17 protein-coding genes and 2 pseudogenes are annotated in these 21529 nt (G+C 64.3%); 10 read left to right on the forward strand and 9 right to left on the reverse strand.

Annotated elements, in window-relative coordinates:
• From YU9_RS49615 to YU9_RS0135610, 5 genes and pseudogenes are all read left to right on the forward strand, one after another.
• Window positions 1-202: pseudogene (locus YU9_RS49615) on the forward strand (group II intron reverse transcriptase/maturase); the annotation flags it as partial.
• A gap of 286 nt (window positions 203-488) precedes the next feature.
• Window positions 489-1163: a dienelactone hydrolase family protein gene (locus tag YU9_RS0135595; protein ID WP_027577011.1), complete on the forward strand. Its 675-nt coding sequence runs from the start codon at window positions 489-491 to the stop codon at window positions 1161-1163.
• A 371-nt stretch (window positions 1164-1534) separates the two neighbouring features.
• The gene (locus YU9_RS0135600; RefSeq protein ID WP_027577012.1) at window positions 1535-3700 is read left to right on the forward strand and encodes an anthranilate synthase component I; all 2166 of its coding nucleotides are present in this window, start codon (window positions 1535-1537) and stop codon (window positions 3698-3700) included.
• A gap of 118 nt (window positions 3701-3818) precedes the next feature.
• Window positions 3819-4358, forward strand: a complete 540-nt coding sequence (locus YU9_RS0135605) for an adenine phosphoribosyltransferase (RefSeq protein ID WP_018323310.1) — start codon at window positions 3819-3821, stop codon at window positions 4356-4358.
• A gap of 72 nt (window positions 4359-4430) precedes the next feature.
• Window positions 4431-5237 carry a hypothetical protein gene (locus YU9_RS0135610; RefSeq protein ID WP_027577013.1) on the forward strand — a complete coding sequence of 269 codons (807 nt, stop codon included), beginning with the start codon at window positions 4431-4433 and terminating at the stop codon, window positions 5235-5237.
• A gap of 50 nt (window positions 5238-5287) precedes the next feature.
• On the opposite strand, the gene YU9_RS0135615 is transcribed toward YU9_RS0135610, so the two are convergent.
• The 8 genes from YU9_RS0135615 to YU9_RS0135650 form a co-directional block, all read right to left on the reverse strand.
• The gene (locus tag YU9_RS0135615; RefSeq protein WP_027577014.1) at window positions 5288-5956 is read right to left on the reverse strand and encodes a hypothetical protein; all 669 of its coding nucleotides are present in this window, start codon (window positions 5954-5956) and stop codon (window positions 5288-5290) included.
• A gap of 62 nt (window positions 5957-6018) precedes the next feature.
• On the reverse strand, window positions 6019-6771 hold the full coding sequence (locus YU9_RS0135620) for a hypothetical protein (protein ID WP_027577015.1): 753 nt from the start codon (window positions 6769-6771) through the stop codon (window positions 6019-6021).
• A 194-nt stretch (window positions 6772-6965) separates the two neighbouring features.
• Window positions 6966-8159 carry a M48 family metallopeptidase gene (locus tag YU9_RS0135625; protein WP_027577016.1) on the reverse strand — a complete coding sequence of 398 codons (1194 nt, stop codon included), beginning with the start codon at window positions 8157-8159 and terminating at the stop codon, window positions 6966-6968.
• Between the two features lie 140 nt (window positions 8160-8299).
• Entirely contained in the window at window positions 8300-8860 is a 561-nt protein-coding gene (locus tag YU9_RS0135630) for a LemA family protein (RefSeq protein ID WP_027577017.1), read from the reverse strand.
• 138 nt (window positions 8861-8998) lie between these two features.
• Window positions 8999-9976 (reverse strand): small ribosomal subunit Rsm22 family protein, encoded by a 978-nt coding sequence (locus tag YU9_RS0135635; protein ID WP_027577018.1) that lies wholly within the window; start codon window positions 9974-9976, stop codon window positions 8999-9001.
• Between the two features lie 111 nt (window positions 9977-10087).
• Window positions 10088-13552, reverse strand: coding sequence for a chromosome segregation protein SMC (gene smc / locus YU9_RS0135640; protein WP_027577019.1), 3465 nt, complete (start codon window positions 13550-13552; stop codon window positions 10088-10090).
• A gap of 217 nt (window positions 13553-13769) precedes the next feature.
• Window positions 13770-14441, reverse strand: coding sequence for a DsbA family protein (locus tag YU9_RS0135645; protein ID WP_027577020.1), 672 nt, complete (start codon window positions 14439-14441; stop codon window positions 13770-13772).
• Between the two features lie 140 nt (window positions 14442-14581).
• Window positions 14582-15073, reverse strand: a complete 492-nt coding sequence (locus tag YU9_RS0135650; protein ID WP_027577021.1) for a DUF721 domain-containing protein — start codon at window positions 15071-15073, stop codon at window positions 14582-14584.
• A 192-nt stretch (window positions 15074-15265) separates the two neighbouring features.
• Here YU9_RS0135650 and mutY point away from each other — a divergent pair, with 192 nt between their 5' ends.
• Together mutY and YU9_RS0135660 are read left to right on the forward strand one after the other, a co-directional pair.
• A complete protein-coding gene (gene mutY, locus YU9_RS0135655) occupies window positions 15266-16384 on the forward strand; it encodes an A/G-specific adenine glycosylase (RefSeq protein ID WP_027577022.1) in 1119 nt (372 codons plus the stop codon).
• 49 nt (window positions 16385-16433) lie between these two features.
• Window positions 16434-16853, forward strand: a complete 420-nt coding sequence (locus YU9_RS0135660; protein ID WP_027577023.1) for a PaaI family thioesterase — start codon at window positions 16434-16436, stop codon at window positions 16851-16853.
• A gap of 37 nt (window positions 16854-16890) precedes the next feature.
• Here the strand turns inward: YU9_RS0135660 and YU9_RS0135665 are convergent, their stop codons facing one another.
• The gene (locus YU9_RS0135665) at window positions 16891-18258 is read right to left on the reverse strand and encodes a coenzyme F390 synthetase (protein ID WP_027577024.1); all 1368 of its coding nucleotides are present in this window, start codon (window positions 18256-18258) and stop codon (window positions 16891-16893) included.
• A 1240-nt stretch (window positions 18259-19498) separates the two neighbouring features.
• On the opposite strand from YU9_RS0135665, the gene YU9_RS43575 reads away from it, so the two are divergent.
• The 3 genes and pseudogenes from YU9_RS43575 to YU9_RS0135675 form a co-directional block, all read left to right on the forward strand.
• Window positions 19499-19726 carry a hypothetical protein gene (locus YU9_RS43575; protein WP_036018973.1) on the forward strand — a complete coding sequence of 76 codons (228 nt, stop codon included), beginning with the start codon at window positions 19499-19501 and terminating at the stop codon, window positions 19724-19726.
• A 374-nt stretch (window positions 19727-20100) separates the two neighbouring features.
• Window positions 20101-20946: an FkbM family methyltransferase gene (locus YU9_RS43580; RefSeq protein ID WP_156952317.1), complete on the forward strand. Its 846-nt coding sequence runs from the start codon at window positions 20101-20103 to the stop codon at window positions 20944-20946.
• A 296-nt stretch (window positions 20947-21242) separates the two neighbouring features.
• Window positions 21243-21479: pseudogene (locus YU9_RS0135675) on the forward strand (IS110 family transposase); the annotation flags it as partial.
• Window positions 21480-21529: the final 50 nt, after the last annotated feature.

The following is a 21529-nucleotide window of genomic DNA, read 5'->3' on the forward strand; positions in this document are numbered from 1 at the left end:
CTGGAAGCAATGGAAGCGTGGGAGCACCCGCTTCGCCGAGTTGCGACGTCGCGGCGTCGGCCGGAATCTGGCGGCACAAACCGTCGGCAACCCACATGGCCCTTGGCGGCTCGCGAACAGCCCCGCGCTCACCATCGCCATGCCAATCGCGTTCTTCAGGGCACTCGGCTTGGCTTCCGTCGCGGCACAGCAACCAGCATAATCTACCGAACCGCCGGATACGGACCCGTATGTCCGGTGGTGTGGGAGGGGAGAAGCCGCGAGGCTTCCCCCTATCCCGATTGACCCGTGTCCCGGACGCGCGAAGCGCGAGCCGGGACCCAGTGGGCATTGGCTGGCCTCGGATCAGCAATGCACTACGCCGCGAAGGGCGGCGCATTGCATTGCATCCGGGGCACGAGAGCGTGTTGTTTGGCGCGATTGCGTATCGCTCGCTCAATCGCCAAAATACCCTCAACCGCTCCCCCAGAAACTCATCGGAGGACCCCATGGGAACCACCATCACCTTCAAGCGCCCCGACGGCAAGGACGCTTCGGGCTATCTCGCCAATGCCGCGCGCGGCAATGCGCCGGGCGTGGTCGTGATCCAGGAATGGTGGGGATTGTCGGATCAGATCAAGGGCCTGTGCGACCGCTTCGCGCTCGCCGGCTTCGATGCGCTGGCGCCCGATCTCTACAAGGGCAAGGTGGTGCCCTATCACGACACGGACAGCGCCAACAAGGAGATGAACTCGCTCGACTTCATGGACGCGACCACGCAGACCGTGCGCGGCGCCACGCAATATCTGTCGCGGAATGGCGCCAAGGTCGGGCTGACCGGCTTCTGCCTCGGCGGCGCCGTGACCATCATCGGTGCGACCAAGATCCCGGAGCTCGCGGCCGGCGTCGTGTTCTACGGCATCCCGCCCGAGCAGGCGGCCAAGCCCGCCGACGTCAAGATCCCGCTCCAGGCTCATTTCGCCAACAAGGACGATTGGTGCACGCCGGAGCTGGTCACTGGCTTCGAGAAAGCCATGAAGGCCGCCGGCAAGTCGCTGGAGCTGTTCCGCTATGACGCCGAGCACGCCTTCGTCAACGAGCAACGCCAGGCGGTGCACGACCGCGAAGCCGCCGAGCTCGCCTGGGGCCGGGCGATGGAGTTTTTTCGGAAGCATCTGGGGTAGCGGCGGTCGGCCCGTATCCGAGAGAGCGACTTTTCGCCTGCGTGCAGACCACCCATACTGCTTGCGTTCTGCTATTCTGTCCCGGTGGAACGGAGCTGGAGCCATCATGGCAGAGTCAGAAGATCAGTTTGAGGATATGCCGCCCAGCCGGTAGGTTGGTCCAGCCGCCCTTGACGCCGCCCCCGCGCCATGGTGAGTATCCGCCCCATGAGCACCGCCGTCCGCCCAGCCCGTCTTTGGTGGCGCACCTCCTGACGAGGTGGCCGGTGCGATTTACCTTTCCCAAATCGTCTGAGGTCGCCCATGCAGTGCGGCGGCCCGATCGTTTGTCCTGTGTGGCGTTCCCTCGGCAAGTTTCGTAAGAGGACCACATGAACAGGACCGTCTTTGCCCTTCCGGCCAGAAGTGAGTACGCGACCCGCGCGGGTCTTGCGATCACGCGCGTGGCGGAGCAGTTCACCGGCGGCGCCAACAGGCTCGACGATCTCGTGAGCCTGCTCGACCGCCGCCGCGGCGTGGTGCTGTCCTCGGGCACGACCGTGCCCGGCCGCTACGAGAGCTTTGACCTCGGCTTTTCCGATCCGCCGCTCAAGCTCGAGACATCAGGCGTCAATTTCAAGCTGGAAGCGCTGAACGAGCGTGGGCTAGTTCTGATCGCCTTCCTCGGCGACGTGCTGAGCGAACCCTGCGTCGTCATCTCCGAGAAGTCGGCGACGCGCCTTGCCGGCCACATCATCCGCGGCGATGCGCCGGTCGAGGAAGACCAGCGCACGCGGCGTGCCAGCGTGATGTCGCTGGTGCGCGATCTCGTCGCCGCCTTCTCCGCCAATGATGACGGGCTGCTCGGCCTGTTCGGCGCCTTCGCCTACGATCTCGTGTTCCAGATCGAGGACCTCGTGCAGAAGCGCCCGCGCGAGGCCGACCAGCGCGACATCGTGCTGTACGTGCCCGATCGCCTGCTCGCCTATGACCGCGCCACCGGCCGCGGCGTGGTGCTCTCCTACGACTTCGCCTGGAAGGGCAAATCGACGGAAGGCCTGCCGCGCGAGACCGCCGACAGCCCGTACCTGAAGACGCCGCGCCAGGGCTTTGCCGATCACGCCCCCGGCGAATATCAGGCCACCGTCGAGACCGCACGAGCAGCCTTCGCGCGGGGCGATCTGTTCGAGGCGGTGCCGGGCCAGCTGTTCGCCGAGCCCTGCGACCGCTCGCCGGCCGAGGTGTTCCAGCGCCTCTGCGTCATCAACCCGTCGCCCTATGGCGCGCTGATGAATCTCGGCGAAGGCGAATTCCTGGTCTCGGCTTCGCCGGAAATGTTCGTGCGCTCGGACGGCCGCCGCGTCGAGACCTGCCCAATCTCGGGCACGATCGCGCGCGGCCTTGATGCGATCGGCGATGCCGAGCAGATCCGCCAGCTCCTGAACTCGGAGAAGGACGAGTTCGAGCTCAACATGTGCACCGACGTCGACCGCAACGACAAGGCGCGTGTCTGCGTCCCCGGCACCATCAAGGTCTTGGCGCGCCGCCAGATCGAGACTTACTCAAAGCTGTTCCACACCGTCGATCACGTCGAGGGCATGCTGCGCCCCGGCTTCGACGCGCTGGACGCCTTCCTCACCCATGCCTGGGCGGTCACCGTCACCGGCGCGCCAAAGCTGTGGGCGATGCAGTTCGTCGAGGACCACGAGCGCTCGCCGCGGCGCTGGTATGCCGGTGCGATCGGTGCGGTGAATTTCGACGGCAGCATCAACACCGGCCTCACCATCCGCACCATCCGCATGAAGGATGGCCTCGCAGAGGTGCGCGTCGGCGCCACCTGCCTGTTCGACTCGGATCCCGCAGCCGAGGATCGCGAATGCCAGGTCAAGGCCGCTGCGCTGTTCCAGGCGCTGCGTGGCGATCCGCCAAAACCGCTGTCGACCTTCGCGCCCGACGCGACCGGCTCGGGCAAGCAGGTGCTGCTGATCGACCACGACGACAGTTTTGTGCACATGCTCGCCGACTACTTCCGTCAGGTCGGCGCCGCCGTCACCGTGGTCCGCTATGTGCATGCGCTCGACATGCTCAAGCAGAGGAGGTGGGATTTGCTGGTGCTGTCGCCCGGCCCCGGGCGTCCTGAGGATTTCGGGATCAGGAAGACCATCGATGCGGCGCTGGAGCAGAAGCTGCCGGTGTTCGGCGTCTGCCTCGGCGTCCAGGCGATCGGCGAATATTTCGGCGGCGAGCTCGGCCAGCTCACCCATCCCGCCCACGGCCGGCCCTCGCGGGTCCAGGTGCGCGGCGGCCGGCTGATGCGCAATTTGCCGAACGAGATCGTCATCGGCCGCTATCACTCGCTCTATGTCGAGCGCGACAGCATGCCGGACGTGCTTGATGTCACCGCGAGCACCGAGGACGGCGTCGCCATGGCGCTGGAGCACAAGACCCTCCCGGTCGCCGGCGTGCAATTCCACCCGGAATCGCTGATGTCGCTCGGCGGCGAGGTGGGCTTGAGGATCGTTGAAAACGCCTTCCGGCTGGATGCGGGGGCGAAATGAGTGCAGGCTATTTCACCTCGTCATTCCGGGATGGTGCGTCAGCACCAGACCCGGAATCTCGAGATTCCGGGTTCGATGCTGACGCATCGCCCCGGAATGACAACTGAGATGAGAACCAATGACCTTTGACCACGACATCAAGGCGAGCGTCCGCACCATCCCCGACTATCCGAAGCCCGGGATCATGTTCCGCGACATCACGACCCTGCTCGCGGACGCGCGCGCGTTCCGCCGGGCGGTGGACGAACTGGTCAATCCCTGGGCCGGCAACAAGATCGACAAGGTCGCCGGCATGGAGGCGCGCGGCTTCATCATCGGCGGTGCGGTGGCGCACCAGCTCTCGGCCGGCTTCGTGCCGATCCGCAAGAAGGGCAAGCTGCCGCACACCACCGTGCGCATCGCCTACTCGCTCGAATACGGCATCGACGAGATGGAAATGCATGTCGACGCGATCCAGCCCGGCGAGCGCGTCATCCTGGTCGACGACCTCATCGCCACCGGCGGCACCGCGGAAGGCGCGGTGAAGCTGCTCCGTCAGATCGGCGCCAACGTCGTCGCCGCCTGCTTCATCATCGACCTGCCAGAGCTCGGCGGCGCCGCCAAGCTGCGCGCCATGGACGTGCCGGTGCGGACGCTGATGACGTTCGAGGGGCACTGACTTCTTGTCGTCCCGGCCTTCGCCGGGACGACCATCATGACGTCTTAGTCCTTCCTCTTGCGGTGAGATGTTGTGACAGAAGATCATCCTCTTCTCACCGTGCTGGCGAACTGGCCGGGCCGTGTTTCGACACAGCTGGCCTTTGAGGCGCGCGGCTTTGTAGTTCACAGAGCATGGCAGAATCGAATGATTGAGTTCTGCGGTGAAAACCAAGTGGATGTGCTCACCCGATACTGGGATGAAGTCGCGTTGGAGACGATGCGGTGCGCAGGAAAAGTGCATTCCGAGATGAGGTATTTTGGCATTGAACCGAAATACCGTTCTGCATTCTTGGATGAGCTCTTCGTAGCCATGGATTTCAAAGAGCCTCCATTCAAATATCCTCCGCTCGTGAGATGCTTGTTCGAGCACATGAAGAAAACCTGGTTTGATAAGGAGTTCGCCAATGGTGAAACAGCATTCATCAGGATGCAGAAGAGGCGGGAGGGCGAGCGCTTAGGAATTCGGACGGCAGGTTGGACGGGAAGGAAACGGGATGTCCTTCCCTTCATTGAAGAGTTTAGCTCGGCGCACGGATTCAAGCGCCGGCGCAATCGTTGGCACAAGGATCTAGGCTGCGGCCTCGTCTTCGAGATCGGCACTGACCTCGGGGGGAGTCCTTTTTGTACCCAGATGCCATTGACGTTTCGGATTTTCCACGCGGACGATCCCACATTTGCGTTCGAGTTGGGCGGGAATGAGCCGTTTGATCAGCTTGTTTACGGAAGTCGATTATACGGCGGAGGAGGGGATGCCAGCGAGTTTGTGCTGGGAATTCGAGCCAACATTGAGCTGTTTGATGTAATCGCCGTGTCCTTGGAGGCTTCTCAGCAAGCTTAGAATCTGAAGTCGCCTTGGCTTCTTGGGTTTCGGCCTTCCCGGAACGACGGTTAAGACCGCTGCAGGATCAGGCTGAGCTCGAGCTCCCGGAACGCGATGTAATTTCGCCGGGTCCATTGGTGCAGCTCGGTGGAGGAGTCCTTCTCCTGGCGCAGATAGCCGGTGAAGGAGAAGGTCAGCCGGTCGATATAGGTTTTGAGAAAGCCCGGCAGCGCGGGCAGGCGGAACAGCCGGCCGCCCGCCATCGCGGCGGGCAGCTCGCCGCGCACGACATATTCGTTGTCGACCGTGATCAGGTTCATCCGTGGGATCTGCCCGCGCAGCATCTCGTGGGCGCGGGCCGAGACGCGGTCGGTGTCGGCGACGAACAGGATCTGCGGCGCGACATGGCGGCGCGCCGCCTCCTTGAGCAGGCCGATCTCCTCGGTCATCTTGAAGAACTCGTCGAAGGCGTGGAAGCCGAGGTCGATGACCTTGGCAAGTCCATCGTCGACGATGACGCGGTCCATCAGCTGCATCTTGCCGTAGGTGTCGATCACGTCGGCGGTCTCGGTGATGCCAGGCAGGTAATCCAGCAGCGACGGCTCCTTCAGGTTGACGTCGAAGGCCGCGACGTTGCCGTTCTTGAGCAGCAGGAATTCGCTCAATAGCCGCGCCAGCAGGGTCTTGCCGACCTGCGGGCGGGGCGAGCAGATGATGTAGACGGGCGTCGCGGGCATCACGAACTATTATCTGAGCGAACTCACCGCCCAATCCAGCCGTAATCGCCCAGAGTGCGCAACTATTTTTCGCTGGTGCGGGCCGCGAGCTTGGAGCCGACGATGTCGGTCAGCCGGATGCGGTCGAACTCGCTCCAGACGTTGGCGAGCCAATGCCGGACATACCCGCGCAGCACGAAGGAGTAGTTGGCGGCTTCGTCGTTCATCCCCTTGTTGGCGACGAATTTCAGGAACGGGACGGACGAAACTTCGACCTGCTCATAAGCCATTTCGTTGAGCTTGGGGATGGTCAGCTCGGTGGCGTCCTTGATGCGGTGGAAGTAGGAATTGTAGGTCGACTGGTCCCACTGGAAGAACTGGGTGTCGTTGATGAAGTTCTTCACCAGGAAATATTTCGCGCCGGCCATGAAGCCCGCGGTCTCGGCGATCTCGTCAAGCGAGGCGATCGAGGGGCCGAGGATGTGGAACACCGCGAAGGTGATCTGTCCCGCCTTGGCGGCGTCGAGGAAGCCGATGTCGCGCAGCGAGGCCAGCGCCGGCGAGAGCAGGCCGGCGCGGACGTCGATCACGGTCACCGACGGGCTCGCCGCGTTGAGCGTATCGAAGATCTTCATCTGGTCGGCTGTCGTCATCATGTCGACGATCTCGGTGATCTCCGGGTGGAAGCGCTTCAGCGTTCCACGCGGCGACTCCGTATCGAACGCGCGCGTCGGCACGTTGTTGGCTGAGAAATAATCGAGCAAGGTGCGCGATACCGTGGTCTTGCCGACCCCGCCCTTGTCCGCGCCCACCACAACCACTGCCGGCTTTGCCATTGCTGTCCCCTAACGCGCCCCCGATCGCGAGGTCGCAATCGGCCGGGCCCCAAATCGATGCACCAAGTCTGCTGTTGGGCGCGAACATGGCAGAAACAAGGGAGAATTCAATTCCTGGTGGGGCAGTTGCGGCAATTCTCCGAGTTTTTCCCAATCGCCGCGAAATCTGGCGCGAGTCGCGGCAAATCACGCGCTCAATGCCGGCCCCAAGGACCAATTGGATTGCCCATTGCGGTTCCGGAGGGGCTTGGCGCAGGGTCGGCGGCACCTGGCCTCCCGGTACTGTTCCAGGGACCTTTGGGCAGTGGCGGCGGGGCGTCCTCCGCGGTGGCCTGCGCCTCGGTCTCATCGTCAAGCGGCAGCGGGCCGGGGTCATGGCCGCCGGCGAACTTGACCAGCGCGTCGACCCGGGACTGAACGGAAGGGTGGGTCGCGAACAAATCGGCAAAGCCTTCGCGGGGATTGTCGACGCAGAGCTCCATCACGGCCGAGGTCGCGCCGGGCAGCTCGCCGCGGCCCTCGATCTTGCGCAGCGCCGAGATCATGGCATCGGGGTCTTTCGTCAGCTCGACCGAGCCGGCATCGGCGAGATATTCGCGCGACCGCGATAGCGCGAGCTTCACCACCTGCGACAGCAGCCAGGCCAGCACGATCAGCACGACCGCAATGATGATGACGATGATCGCACCGCCGCCGGAGCTCTTGCTGTCGCTCGACGACGAGGACGACCGTGACGACGAAGAGGAGCCCGAGGACCATGAGCCGCCGGAGCTCGGGCTCCAGTCGAAGTTCGTGAACAGGCGGAAGAACAATTCGCCGAAGAAGCCGACCACACCGGCGATGATGACGGCGACCACCATGAGCTGCACGTCGCCGTTCTTGATGTGGGTCAGCTCGTGGCCCAGCACCGCCTCGATCTCCTTGTCGTTCAGCGCGTCGAGGAGACCGGTGGTGACGGTGATGGAATATTGCCGCGGATTGAGGCCGGTCGCGAATGCGTTCAGCGCCGGGCTCTCCATGATCTTCAGCTTCGGCATAGTGATGCCGCGCGAGATGCAGAGGTTTTCGAGCAGATTATAGAGCCGCGGCTCCTCCTGCCGGGTGACGTCGTGGCCGCCGGTCACGGCATCGATCATCGACTGGTGGAAGAAATAGGCGATCGCGATCCAGGCGATCGCCGCAAGGGTCGCGAAGGGGGCAGCCTTGAGCAGGTCGGCGAAGGCGCGGCTCAGATAGTAGGCCAGCGTGCCATTGCCGTCGATGACGACCTCGGCCACCAGCGCACCGGCATAGACCAGCACGTAGACCAGCATGAACAGGCCGGCGAGCAGCAGCATCGAACGAGCCTTGTTCGAGGNAATGTGCGTGTAGAGACCATACGCGGCCATGGCTGCTTCCTAATCACCGTCATTCCGGGGCAGGCCGGAGGCCTGAACCCGGAATCCAGAGATTGGTGATCTGGATGAGACTCCCGGTTCGATGCTGCGCATCGCCCCGGAATGACAGCATCTGTTGCGCACGCTCAAAATCAGAACTTCACCTGGGGCGCCGCCTCGACCTCGGTGCGGCTCGTGCCGAGATCGAAGAAGTCCTTCCTGGTGAAGCCGAACATGCCGGCGAACAGCGCAGCGGGCATCTGCTGGATGCCGGTGTTGTATTCCTGGACAGCGTTGTTGAAGAAACGCCGGCTGGCCGCGATCTTGTTCTCGAGGTCCGACAGCTCGCTCGCGAGCTGCTGGAAATTGGCGTTGGCCTTGAGGTCGGGATAGGCCTCCGACAGCGCGATCAGCCGGCCGAGCGCGCCGGAGAGCTGGGTCTCGGCCGCAGACACCTGCGCCGGCCCCTGCGCCGACATCGCCGAATTGCGCGCCTTGATGACGTCGTCGAGCGTGCCGCGCTCGTGCGAGGCATAGCCTTTCACCGTCTCGACCAGGTTCGGGACCAGGTCGTGGCGCTGTTTGAGCTGCACGTCGATATCGGCAAAGGCCTGGCCGACGCGCTGGCTCAGCGCCACCAGGCGGTTGTAGGCGCCGAACGCCAGGAGCACGAGGACGACGATGACGCCGAGAACGATCCAGCCGGTCGACATGGAGAACTCCTGAAGAGGGAAGAAGGCGGGCGCTAGGGTAGACCAAATTGGCGCAGGATAAGAGCCCGGCGCAGAGGGGAGGTAAGACTTGGTCGGATGAGGAACCATCCGAGTTCAAGGGAAGCACCGCCGGCGAAATTAACTTTCGGACATGATCGCATCGCCCCAGCGCCAGCGCCGGACGTCGGCATAGGCCGCCTTGTCGCGCCGCGGGACTTTCGTCAGCGCGACCCCAGCCTCCGTGCAGAGCTTCGCCGCGATCTCGACCTTGCCGACATCCGGCGGCGCTAGCACGCGCGCGGCGCGCGTCGCAGGCGACGCGCGGGTCAGGGCGACGTAGATAAAGCGCTCATCCTCGAACGGCACCTCGGCGCCCTTGATCTGGCGATGCGCCTGCGAGCGCGGCAGGCGCTGGCTGAAATGGCACCAGTCGGGCGCGGTGAGCGGGCAGGGCCTTTCGTGCGGACAGGGTGCGGCGACGTGCGCGCCAGACGCGATCAGTTGCTGGCGCAGGGCGAGGATGCGGGCATAGCCAGCGGGCGTGCCAGGCTCGATCACCACAAGCGCGTGGCGCGCTTTCGCCCACATCGCCTCGGTGAGTTTGCGCTGATCGGCCTCATCGAGCTCGCCGATGATGTAGCTCGCGACGACGAGATCGGCTGGCGAGACCTGGGCGAGATTGCTGCCGGCATCGCCAGGCAGATAGCGGCACTCCGTCAATCGCGAGCTGTCGCGCGCCAGTTCGAGCGCGAGCCGGCTCAGCGTGGCGTTGGCGTCGAGCAGGGTGAAATCCTGCAGCGATGGAAACGCTTCCGCGGCGGCCCAGCTCGCGGTGCCCGGACCTGCGCCGACATCGAGCAATGTCTCCGGGGCGAGATCAGGCGCGATCTCGGTGAGCGCATTGAGGCTGGCCGTCACCGCCGCGTAGGTCGCTGGCATGCGCGCGAGCGCGTAGGCGAGGGCATCGGCCTCCGACTTGATCGTGCCGGAGCCGCCGCCGGCGCGATAGGCGGTCGAGATCTTCTGCGATCGCTGTGCCGCGTCGGTGCGGGAGAAGCCCTGCAGCTTGCCGTCTAGGGCTGTTTTCAGTTCGGCGGGGAGGGTGGGGGAGATCATCGACAACCTCACGTCATTCCGGGGCGCAGCGCGAACCCGGAATCCAGAGATTGTAACGCAAGATTCCGGGTTCGATGCTACGCATCGCCCCGGAATGACGGGCCAAAAATCTCACGCCACGTTTTGGTCGAGAATGTCCACCGCTTCTTGCAGACTCACCGAGACGAGCTGGGAGACGCCGCGCTCGGCCATGGTGACGCCGAACAGGCGGTTCATCCGCGCCATCGTGATCGGGTTGTGCGTGATGATGATGAAGCGCGTGTCAGTCGAGCCGGTCATCTCGTGGAGGAGGTTGCAGTACCGTTCGACGTTGTGGTCGTCGAGCGGTGCGTCGACTTCGTCCAGCACGCAGATCGGCGAAGGGTTGGTCAAGAACACTGCGAAGATCAGCGCCATCGCGGTCAGCGCCTGCTCGCCGCCCGAGAGCAGCGACAGCGTCTGCGGCTTCTTGCCCGGCGGCTTGGCGATAATCTCGAGGCCGGCCTCCAGCGGGTCGTCGCTCTCGATCAGGTGCAGCGCGGCCTCGCCGCCGCCGAACAGCTCGACGAACAGGCGCTTGAAGTGGTTGTTGACGACCTCGAACGAGGTCAGGAGCCGCTCGCGGGCCTCCTTGTTGAGGCTCTGGATGCCCTGGCGCAGCCGCTTGATGGCTTCGACCAGGTCGTCGCGCTCGGTGACGAGGCCGGTGTGCTGGGTCTCGACCTCGCGCAGCTCTTCCTCGGCGCGCAAATTGACGGCGCCGAGGCGCTCGCGGTCGCGGCGCATCTTTTCGAGGTCTTCCTCGATGTCGTGCAGCGGCGGCAGCTCCGCGCCCGGCTCGATCTCAGCGAGGCCGGCAACCGCCTGCGGCTCGACCTCGAGCATGTCGCGGATCTCGCGCTCGATGTCCTCGAGCCGGCGCCGCGCGCCTTCCATGCGCTCCTCGGCGCGCGCGGTGGCCTCGCGGGCGCTGGAGAGTGCCTCGAGCGTCAGCTTGGCGACGCGATCAGTCTCCGCCATCGCGCTTTCCGCCGTGGCGAGCGCGTCGGCGGCCATGCGGCGGTCGTTTTCGGCGTATTCGATCTCGGTGATCAGAGCGCTGCGCTTCTCGGCGAACACTTGCGGCGCGTTCTCGAGCTCGCTGCGCTCGATCGTGAGCTCGGCGATACGGGCCTGGATGGTGTCGATGTGGGAGGCCGCGCTCTCCTTGCGGTTCTGCCACTCGGTGCGCTCGGCGAGGATTGCCTGCACGCGCCGGTCGGCGAGCTCGGCCTCGCGTGCCAGTGCCTGCGCCTCGGCGCGGACCTGGGCGGCCATGCGGCGGTGGCCCTCGATGTCGCTGCGGACGGCGGCGAGCTGGGTCTCGGTGTCCTCGCTCGACGGCAGCTCGGAGATTCCGGCTGCAGCATATTCGTAGGCGGCCTCGGCCTCGGCGCGGTCGGCGGCGAGGCGGCTATGCGCTTCCGACAACGTCGCCTTGCGCGCGGCGTGGCGGCTGATCTCGCGCTCGGCATTGGCATGGCGCTCGCGCGCGGCGTTGAGCTCCCGCTGCGCTGCGCGCCAGGCTTCGCGGTTGGCACCTTCGGTGCTCGCCGCCATCTGCAGCTCGGACTCGGCATTCTCCAGCGCCTGGCGATTGATCTGCGCGTCGATGCGGGCCTGCTCCAGCTCGTTCTCGATGTCGACGAGACGGGCGCGTTCGGCAAGGCGCCGTGCGGCGCCGGTCGGCGCGTGAGCCGCGGCGACAAAGCCGTCCCAGCGCCAGACGTCGCCCTCGGGCGAGACCAGCCGCTGGCCGGTCTTGAGCTGCGAGACCAGCTCGGCGCCACGCTCGCGCGGCACCACGCCTATCTGCGCCAGGCGGCGCGCCAGCTCGGCCGGAGCCTGCACGTGATTGGAAAGCGGCACGGCGCCCTCGGGCAACTCCGGATCGCCTTCGGTGTGGCCGACATTGGTCCAGCGCATCGGCGCCGACGGGTCGATCGGCGCGTCGAGATCGTCGCCGAGCGCGGCGCCGATCGCCTTCTCAAATCCCTTGTCGACGGTGATGCCGTCGATGATCGGCGGCCACAGATTCTTGGTCTCGCCGTTGACGATCTTGGAGATCGTGCGCGCTTCGGTCTCCAGTCGCTGCACGCGCTTGTCGGCTTCGACCAGCGGCGAGCGCGAGGATTCCAGCGTCTGGCGTGCCGCGACGTGCGCGGCTTCGCTCGCCTGCGCTGCGGCTTCGGAAGCTGCCAGCGTCTGCTCTGCGGTCTCGACCAGCGCGGTCAGCTCGTCGAGATCGCCGAAGCCGCCGGTCTCCTCGGCGAGCTTCTGCTCTTCCGCGGCGACGTTCGCGATCTCCTGGTTGAGCCGGGCGAGCTTGTCGCGGTGGGTGCGGACATTGGCCTCGAGCTGGTGGCGCTTGGCGGTGAGGTCGGCGAGCGCGGTGGTGAGCTCGGCGAAGCGCTGCTCGGTCTCGGTCAGCACCGCCTCGGCTTCGGCGACACGCTCGTCGACGCCGGAGCGCTTCTCGACGCGCGACTTGATCTCTTCCTTCAGCTCGCCGTCCTCGGTGTCGAGCCGCTGCAGCGCGACGTCGGCATCCATGGTCTGCTGCTGGGCGCGCGAGATGTCGCCCTCGAACTGGGCGAGGCGGCGCTCGAGCTCGGCGACGCGCTCCTTGGCGCGCTCCTCCTCGCGGTCGAGCTGCTCGCGGGCATTGGTCAGGCGCTGCAGGCCGGCGGCGGCGCGCGCTTCGGCATCGCGCAGCGCCGGCATCTCGGCGGCGCGGATCGCCTGGATGCGGGCGGCTTCGGCCTGGTGCTGGGTGCGCTCGGCCATCTCGCGCACGGCGAGATCATGGGTCTGGCCGGATTCGTTGACGTCGGCATGGGCGCCGATCCAGCGCAGATGGAACAGGGTGGCTTCGGCCTTGCGGACCTTCGCCGCGACCTCGCGGTAACGCACGGCCTGGCGGGCCTGCTTTTTCAGGCCTTCCATTTGCCCTGCGAGCTGGCCGATCACGTCCTCGACGCGGGTGAGGTTGGTCTCGGCCGCCTTCAGCCGCAGCTCGGCCTCGTGGCGGCGGGCATGCAGGCCGGCGACGCCGGCGGCATCTTCCAGCACGCGGCGGCGCTGCTCGGGCTTGGCCTGGATGATCTCGCCGATCTTGCCCTGGTGGACGAGGGCCGGCGAGCGCGCGCCGGTGGCGGCATCCGCAAACAGGATCTGCACGTCGCGGGCGCGCACGTCGCGGCCGTTGATGCGATAGACCGAGCCGGCCTCGCGCTCGATGCGGCGGGAGATTTCGAGAATCTGGCTGTCGTTCATCGCCGCCGGCGCGGTGCGATCGGCATTGTCGATCGTCATCGTCACTTCGGCGTGGTTGCGCGCGGGGCGGTTGCCGGAACCGGCGAAGATCACCGCGTCCATGTCGGCGGCGCGCAGCGACTTGTACGAGGTCTCGCCCATCGCCCAGCGCAGCGCTTCGACGAGATTCGACTTGCCGCAGCCGTTGGGGCCGACCACGCCGGTCAGGCCGGGCTCGATGACGAAGTCCGTAGGCTCAACGAAGGACTTGAAGCCGTGAAGTCGCAGGCGGGTGATTTTCATAAGCACGCATCTCTGTTGGCAGGCGCGAATCCCCCTGCCGGGACAATACCGTGGAAGGCAATGTCGCTATCCGGGCGAGTCGCGCGAGGCGCCTCATGCGGCTGGACAATGGCCGCGGTGCGCCGCGAGGGCAACCGGCGAAAGCCGCTTTTCCCAAGGGATTTATGCCAGGAAAGCTACGGCTTTCGAGATGCGAATCAGGATCTTGACGAGCGAATCAGCTCTTCAGCAGCGGGTTGATCTTCTTGGCGAACTCCTCGAACGAGGCCTCGCCCTTGATCTTCTCGCCGTTGATGAAGAAGGTCGGTGTCGAATCCACCTTGAGCACGTCGCTGGCATATTTCTGGTCGGCGGCGATCTTGTCGAGCAGCGCCTGGTCCTTCAGGCAGGCCTCGACCTGCTGCTGGGTGAGGCCGGCCTGCTTGCCGATCCGCGTCAGGGTCTCGGTGGTGTTCTTCGTCACCCAGTCGTTCTGCTGGCGGAACAGCATGTCGGTGACGGCGAAGTATTTCGGCGCGTCGTCCTTGGCGATGCAGCGCGACAGCATCGAGCCGGCGGCGGCTTTGATGTCGAGCGGGAACTCGCGGAAGATGTAACGCACCTTGCCGGTGTCAATGTACTCCTTCTTGATTTTCGGGAACACCTGCTCGTTGAAGGCGGCGCAGTGCGGGCAGGTCATCGAGGCGTATTCGGTGATGGTGACGGCGGCGTCCTTCGGGCCGAGCGCCATGTCGGGCAGCGACACCGGCTTCGCCACATCCGCAGCAGACTGCGCCATCGCTTCAGGGATCATGGCCTCCGAGATGAACCGCAGCGGTGAGAGCCCGGCGACCGCGGCAAGCCCGGTCAGCGACAGCATCGTGGTGAAGGCGCGGCGGGTGATGATCAAGGTCGGCTCCCGGGATTGGCAAGGTTCGCCCAAAGGAACGGGTCAAGGTTCCCGCTCGGGCGGCCTGTCGCTAGCTCGAAACGTCGCCTGAGGCAATGGCGGGCCGCAAGGACGGGTCCAGATTGGCCGCGAATTGAGGCTCAATTTCGCTTGATGGCGGCCCCGAGCCGCGCCAGTGCCGTCTTCAATTGTTCATCTTCGATGTCGGTCAGGCTCTCCGCCACCTTGGCGACCGCCTTGGGGTCCGGCGGGCCGGGTCGCTTCCGGGCCCTCGGCCGCGAGAGGGGGGCCTGGCGGAAGGCCAGCTTGCCGACTGCGCTCCACCCGAAGAAGCGGTTGACCCGCTCCAGGATCACGTCGGCTGAGTGCTGGATCTCCAGCGCCATCGGCCCCTCGACCCGCAGCACCAGGGTTGCCGGCTCCTGCGGCTGCCCCTCGACCGGGCGCGGCCATTGCATCCTGAGCGGCTCGGCATGGGCCGCGATCTCCGGCCCCGCAATCTGCGCCCACCGCGTCACCAGCTCGCGCGCGGCAAAGCCCTGTTTGGCGTAGGCCTCCGCAAAGACGTCGTTGAGCAGGATCCCGAGCGGCTTGGCGCTGAGGGGACCGGGTTTGGGGGGGAATTTGGACATGGAGACCTTATAGCACTTCGAAGGGCGGGCCACAGACTCCCGGTCGTCATGGCCGGCATAGCCGAGGACGGCGTCGCTTCCGCTCGCCTATGTCCCGGCCATCCACGTTCTCTGGCGAAGAAAGACGTGGATGCCCGCGATGAGCGCGGGCATGACGTGGAGAGATCGGCGTGACGCCGTTACAGTGAGAGCATGAGCCCTAAACTCGCATTGAAGGCGAAATCGGAACCCAATCAGGCGGAGATGTCGTCGCGCCCGCTGGCGCTCCTGGAATGGTACGACCGCCACCGCCGCCGTCTGCCCTGGCGTGCGGGGCCCGGCGAGATATCGGACCCCTATCGCGTCTGGCTGTCGGAGATCATGCTCCAGCAGACCACGGTGAAGGCGGTCGGGCCCTATTTTGAAAAATTCGTCGCACGCTGGCCCGACGTCACGGCGCTGGGGCGGGCTTCGCTGGATGACGTGCTGCGGATGTGGGCCGGGCTCGGCTATTATTCGCGCGCACGCAATCTCCATGCCTGCGCGGTGGCGGTGACGCTTGAGCACGGCGGCGTGTTTCCCGATACCGAAGAGGGGCTGCGCGCACTGCCGGGGATTGGGCCCTACACGGCGGCGGCGATCGCTGCGATCGCGTTCGACCGCCGCACCATGCCGGTCGACGGCAATATCGAGCGGGTGGTGTCGCGCCTGTTCGCAGTCGAGGAGGAGCTGCCGCAAGCAAAACTTTTGATTCAGCAGCTTGCGGCGACGCTGCTTGCCGACACCCGCGCCGGCGATAGCGCGCAGGCGCTGATGGATCTCGGCGCCTCGATCTGCACACCGAAGAAGCCGGCCTGCTCGCTGTGTCCGCTGAACGAGGACTGCACGGCGCGTGCGCAAGGCACCCAGGAGACGTTCCCGCGCAAGGCGCCGAAGAAGAGCGGCACGTTGCGGCGCGGCGCCGCCTTCGTGGTCACGCGTGGCGACGAGCTGCTCGTCCGCTCAAGGCCCGAAAAGGGCCTGCTCGGCGGCATGACGGAAGTGCCGGGCTCGGACTGGCTCGCCGGACAAGAGGATGCGGCCGCGAAGCAGCAGGCACCGGAATTGAAGGGGCTGTCGCGCTGGCAGCGCAAGGGGGGTGTGGTTACCCACGTCTTCACGCATTTTCCGCTGGAGCTGGTGGTCTACACCGCCAAGGTGGAAGCCAGCACCCGCGCGCCTGAGGGCATGCGCTGGGTGCCGATCGCGACCCTCGCCGACGAGGCGCTGCCCAACGTCATGCGCAAGGTCATCGCGCATGCGCTCGACCTTTCAGCGGCCTCGTCCTCCTGACAGCACGCTGGCAGCAGCGCTGCGCTATCACGGCGCGATGGAGGCTCGCATGGTCAAGACCGCGCTCGACAACTTTCCGAGACCACCCTGCACCGAACTGTTGGGCTGGCGCCTGCTCGATGCCCGCCCGGAGGAAGGCTGGATCAGGCTGGGTTTCGACGGCAAGCCTGAGTTCTGCAATCCAGCGGGCTTCATCCAGGGCGGCATGCTTTCGGCCATGCTCGACGACACCATGGGTCCCGCCGTGCTCGTGATGAGCGAGGGGCGGCTCTACACCACCACCATCAGCATGACCGTGAACTTCCTCAGCCCCGCCAAGCCCGGGCCGATCTTCGGCGAGGCGACCGTGACGCAACTCGGCAAGACCATCGCCTTCGTCGAGGCCAAGCTGATGGCCGATGACGGCATGGTGCTCGCGACGGCAACAGCGAGCGAGCGGCTGCTCGAGGCGGCGAGAGTGGTGCGCTGAGGCGGAGGCGATAATCGTTGTCCACCCATCGGCGTCTTCAAGCGCTCAGAACCAGTGGGATTACGGTGCGGTACTTTCCGGCAGAAGATGGGACTGGTGATTCGGCGGCCAACTCAACAGACACCTGACCAAGCCCATGCTCATTCAGCAGCTTGGTCAATTCGGAATGCACCGCCCGCCAAACCCGGTTTGGGTCAGCGTCGGCTGCGGGATGGAGGCGAACGCGCAATTGTGTTGGCGCAGTCTGCACGATCTGAAACAACTCCACGCCGGGTACATGATCGATCTCAAGCGCGAGCGATGGCACTGCGACTTTCTCGCCGCGTTCGGTTGGAAACGTGACGATGTCGGCAGCGCGGCCCCGCACGCGGATCGCCGGAAGCGGGTTGCCGCAAGGACAGGGATCAGGTCGTTGCAGGATGCGGTCGCCGAGATCGTAGCGGAGGATCGGCTGCACGCGATTGGCGAGGTTGCTCACGAGGACCGTATGCGACTCCTCACCGGGCGGAACCGGCTGATAGCTCGCATCGACGGGTTCGAGAATCACCCAATCGCTGTTGACGTGATGCCAACCGTGTTCACAGCCCGTAGCCATGAACAGGCATTCCGTCGCGACGTAAACGGTCCGGACCTTGGCGTGGAATGCCCTTGCGATCCGGTCGTATCCGTCCTGCGGAAGCCCTTCCGAAGTCGGAAGAACCAGCACCGGCCGAATATGCAGGCGACCGGCATCCTGCTCGATGGCCAATAGTGCCATGACGCCGGCGTATCCGATAAGCAGAGCCGGGTGGAACCGATTGAGTTCGGTGACCAGATTCCGCAACGGCGCCTGCGCCGCGAGCGCCCGGAATCGTCGGGCCGACCATTTTGTGCGGATCGCAGCAAAGCTGGTTGCACCGATGTAGTGGCCCCCCATCGCCAGCACCGAGGCCGCGCGGCCGCCGCGGACGAGGAGACGAAATATCTCGCTGCCGCTAAGCGCGCCGATCATCATGCGCAGCGAAAAAGCGAGTGTGACCGTCCAATTGTGCTTGTCCAACAGGAATATTCCAGGTGTCCCGGTGGTGCCGGAGGTGGTTGCCACTGAATATTTGCCAAGGAGGCGTTGCCCGATCAGCTCAGGGTTATCGACGAACGCTCGCACTGCCGCGAAACTAACCTCGCGATCGGTGACCCAGTCGTCAAAATGACGCATCAGCTCTTGCTTATTAGCCACCGGCAGCACGGACGAACTCTCAATCCGCTCCGGCAGACCCTGATAGAGCTCGCGATAATAGGACGAGTTGGCGCGAGCGAAGGCGACGGCCTCGCCAAGCCGGGCGCGTTGTCGCTGCGCGATAGCGTTGAGGCCTTGGCTCCTTGCGCGGTGCGCATCGAGCAATACCGATGAGATGCTTTCGCTCATGACAAGCTCACATAGGCGTGGTGCGCGCGCTCAGGCGCCATCACGTCGCACCACCCGCAAGCGGCTCGCGAAGGCCTACAGGATCATCAGACGAAAACGGCCTATCAAACAACCGCGCCCGACTCGCGGGCGCAAGCGCTTGCGCCGCGTGGGGCGCGGAGGTTGATGCTCGCTTTCTCTGGCCGCAAGGACGCTGGCACTGTCGGCGCTGGCCCCGTCGGGCACTGGCACTGTCGGCCTGCTCCTGTGGCGCTCGTGGCGCGAGAGACCGTCTCGATCAACCCACCCTTGATGTAGACCCGCGCAGGCAGCAGACCCAACTCACGACTAGGTGAAAGGCGAAATTGGTTAGGAGCCTGATCCGCCCAACGGGATAACGGGCGTCGCGCCGTGGCTCTACCGGGCCTGCAACCGGGCGGGCGGGACGCCGGGCGGCTCGTCGGATGACGCGAACGCCCGTCCGTGATCCCAATCCCCTGAGGCGTCTACTTATAATTGAGGGCGGCTTGGATCAGGCGCAGAGATGTCCGCTATGCCTCTAACTGCGGCGCACAGCGAGCATCGCCGGAGAGTCCTAGTCGGGCCACAAGGCGACATTCGAAAGGAAGGAGCCTTTACCATCGCCGCTGATCTGGTCCGCCGTGCTTGTGGGCGCGAAGCGCGCCAGTGGGCCTACAAATCGCGGCTTCGACTAACCGTTCGTGCTGAAAGGGGAGCGATACTAATATTCGCGAGCAGCGATGCAACCAGCAACTGTATTCAGATTGGCTCGCGCGCCGATCTGAATAGTCAGGAATGGGACACTGACCTATTGCAATGGGTGTGAGCGCTTCTCCGAACTTCACGTTTTGCCGCCAGTTGAAATCAGGATCTGCACACGATGTGCTCCTGCACTAGATCTGCCGCAGGAGTCCCCTTGGCTCAAGGCTTTAAATAATCCCTGTTTTAAATTAAATATCTTTATTTAAAATTAATAATCGACTATTTTAAACATTATTTGTGGATGCGGAGCAAAGTTGACTACGAAGCAACCGGGTGCCGGAAAGCTGGGCCTCAACTTCGATTCAAAGGACTTGGGCGTATCTCCTCGGATCTGACCGCAGGCTCTGAATGGTCCGATGATCGGATCCCACTGGATCGCACCTGCGAAGGCTTTGACGGACCGACTGCTGCGCGAAGCGCGTTGCACCGGGATCGGCTTGAAACTGCAAAGTAGGATTTTCGACTTTGTGGAGGAAACATGTACAAGAAGAACTGCCGTTCATTACGTCTCGGTCTAATCAGTTTTGGGCGATCGCAAAGAGATTGCACGATCCGAAGCATATCCCAGTTCGGCGCCGCGCTGGACGTTCGTGAAGCTCAAAATATTCCCGAGGAGTTTGCCCTGACTGTGCTTCCCGACGGTGATCGACGACGTTGCGCAGTGGTCTGGCGGAAAGACAAACGGATTGCGGTTGCGTTGTATTAGAACGCGACCGAACCGCTGTTTGGCCGCGCCGCAGGGCTTTAGCTCGTCGTGGTCGCCGATCGGCTCCCCGCAATGGAAGCAGACCTGCATCCGGATCAACTGGCCGCTGGCTTGCCAGCGTGGCCGCCCGGTGCGTTACTTCGGTCAGCAGGGCTGGCGTGGGTGGCTGGCGCGTGGGTTTGGCGCTTGAGTGCCGATATAGCCTTCGCCTTCTTCGCCCGGCATTGTGGTCAACTAGCTCCCAAACCGACAGCCGAGCTGGTTGAGTAGCTTTTGGGTGCGGGACCTCCAAGGTCTCGGACCCGTCGCCGACCACGGCCCGCAATTTCTTCCGCTTGGCCAGGCTCACAATTTCTCTATTTTGGGAGGAATTCATGTTGGGGACCTTTAAGCGTATCCTGCAAGACATCGCCTTCAACAAGATGTCCATCGGAATCGCGCATGCGCATCGCTTCCCCCTGCTGCATGAGAAGCATGCGCTCCGCGAACTGCTTGTCTATCTCGACATCGATTGCGTTTTCGACGTTGGCGCAAACGAGGGGCAATATGCCGAGCTGCTGAGATCTATCGGTTACAACGGTCGGATTGTGTCGTTTGAGCCTATCCCGCGACTCGCAAAGACGCTGCGCAAAAAGGCCGCTCACGATGCTAATTGGTATATCGAAAGCGTTGCACTGGATTCCACGCCGCGGCATGTCGAGTTTAACGTGGCATCGTCCCATTCCCTATCGTCCCTGCACACGCCGCTCCCCGGTGGCGTGTTTGAGCGGGATATAACCGCATCGGAAAGAATCGGCGTCGACACGGATACGCTCGATAATTACTTTCGCGACTATCAGAAAGAGCTTGGGTTCCGGCGTGCCTTCCTAAAAATGGACACGCAAGGGCACGACCTCTCCGTTGCTGCAGGAGCCGGCGAGACGCTCTCGGAGTTTTGCGGCATTCAATCCGAAGTGGCAATTGCTCCGCTGTATCAAGACCAACCGAGCCTGGGAGAAGCCGTAAGATTCTACGATGAACGAGGCTTTGCCATAAACGCGGTCCTTCCCACGCACTACGCCTTTCCAACGCTCATCGAGGTCGACCTGCTTTTCATAAATAGGCGTCGCATACATACTGGCCCAACAACGAGCTACCGACGGCAGCGCCGTAAACCCGATGAGGTAGCGGCAGGCGCGAACGAAACGAGCAAGGTCGTATTGCCCCCAAAGTCGGAGTGACGGGGCGGCGGCCGCGGCGGCACGCGTCTAGTGTCCGAGCAAGTCAGAGCCGGAGCAGTCGGTGGCCCATTTCGTGCCGGAAAAACCCCTGGTCAGCAGTGCTGACCGGGTTAGTTGGGCGAGCAGATGAGTGGCTAATTCTCTCTGCGCTCTTGTGAACTTAGCGCGCGAACTCGGATCACTGCTTAATGGAGCGTTGGAGGCAGCGTCGAAGTCGGCTAATGGGATGGTCCGGCCGTGCTCCGGCCCTACCAGCGCGAGAAGCTGGCGGGGGCAGCGAAGACAAGGAGCAGGCCATGTCTCAGAAACTCAACGCAGCGATCGCCGTGATCGGTATCGATATCGGCAAGAACTCGTTCCACGTCGTGGGGCACGATCAGCGTGGTGCGATCGTGCTGCGGCAGAAATGGTCGCGTGGCCAGGTGGAAACGCGGCTCGCCAACCTGCCGCCGTGCATGATCGGTATGGAGGCCTGCGTTGGCGCCCATCATCTCAGCCGCAAACTCCACATGCTTGGCCACGACGCCCGCCTGGCGGCGGTCCAGGGCTCACACGAGGCAGGTCCGGTCAAACCGTGACATCG

The sequence above is a fragment of the Bradyrhizobium sp. WSM1743 genome, from assembly GCF_000473065.1.
GTDB lineage: Bacteria > Pseudomonadota > Alphaproteobacteria > Rhizobiales > Xanthobacteraceae > Bradyrhizobium.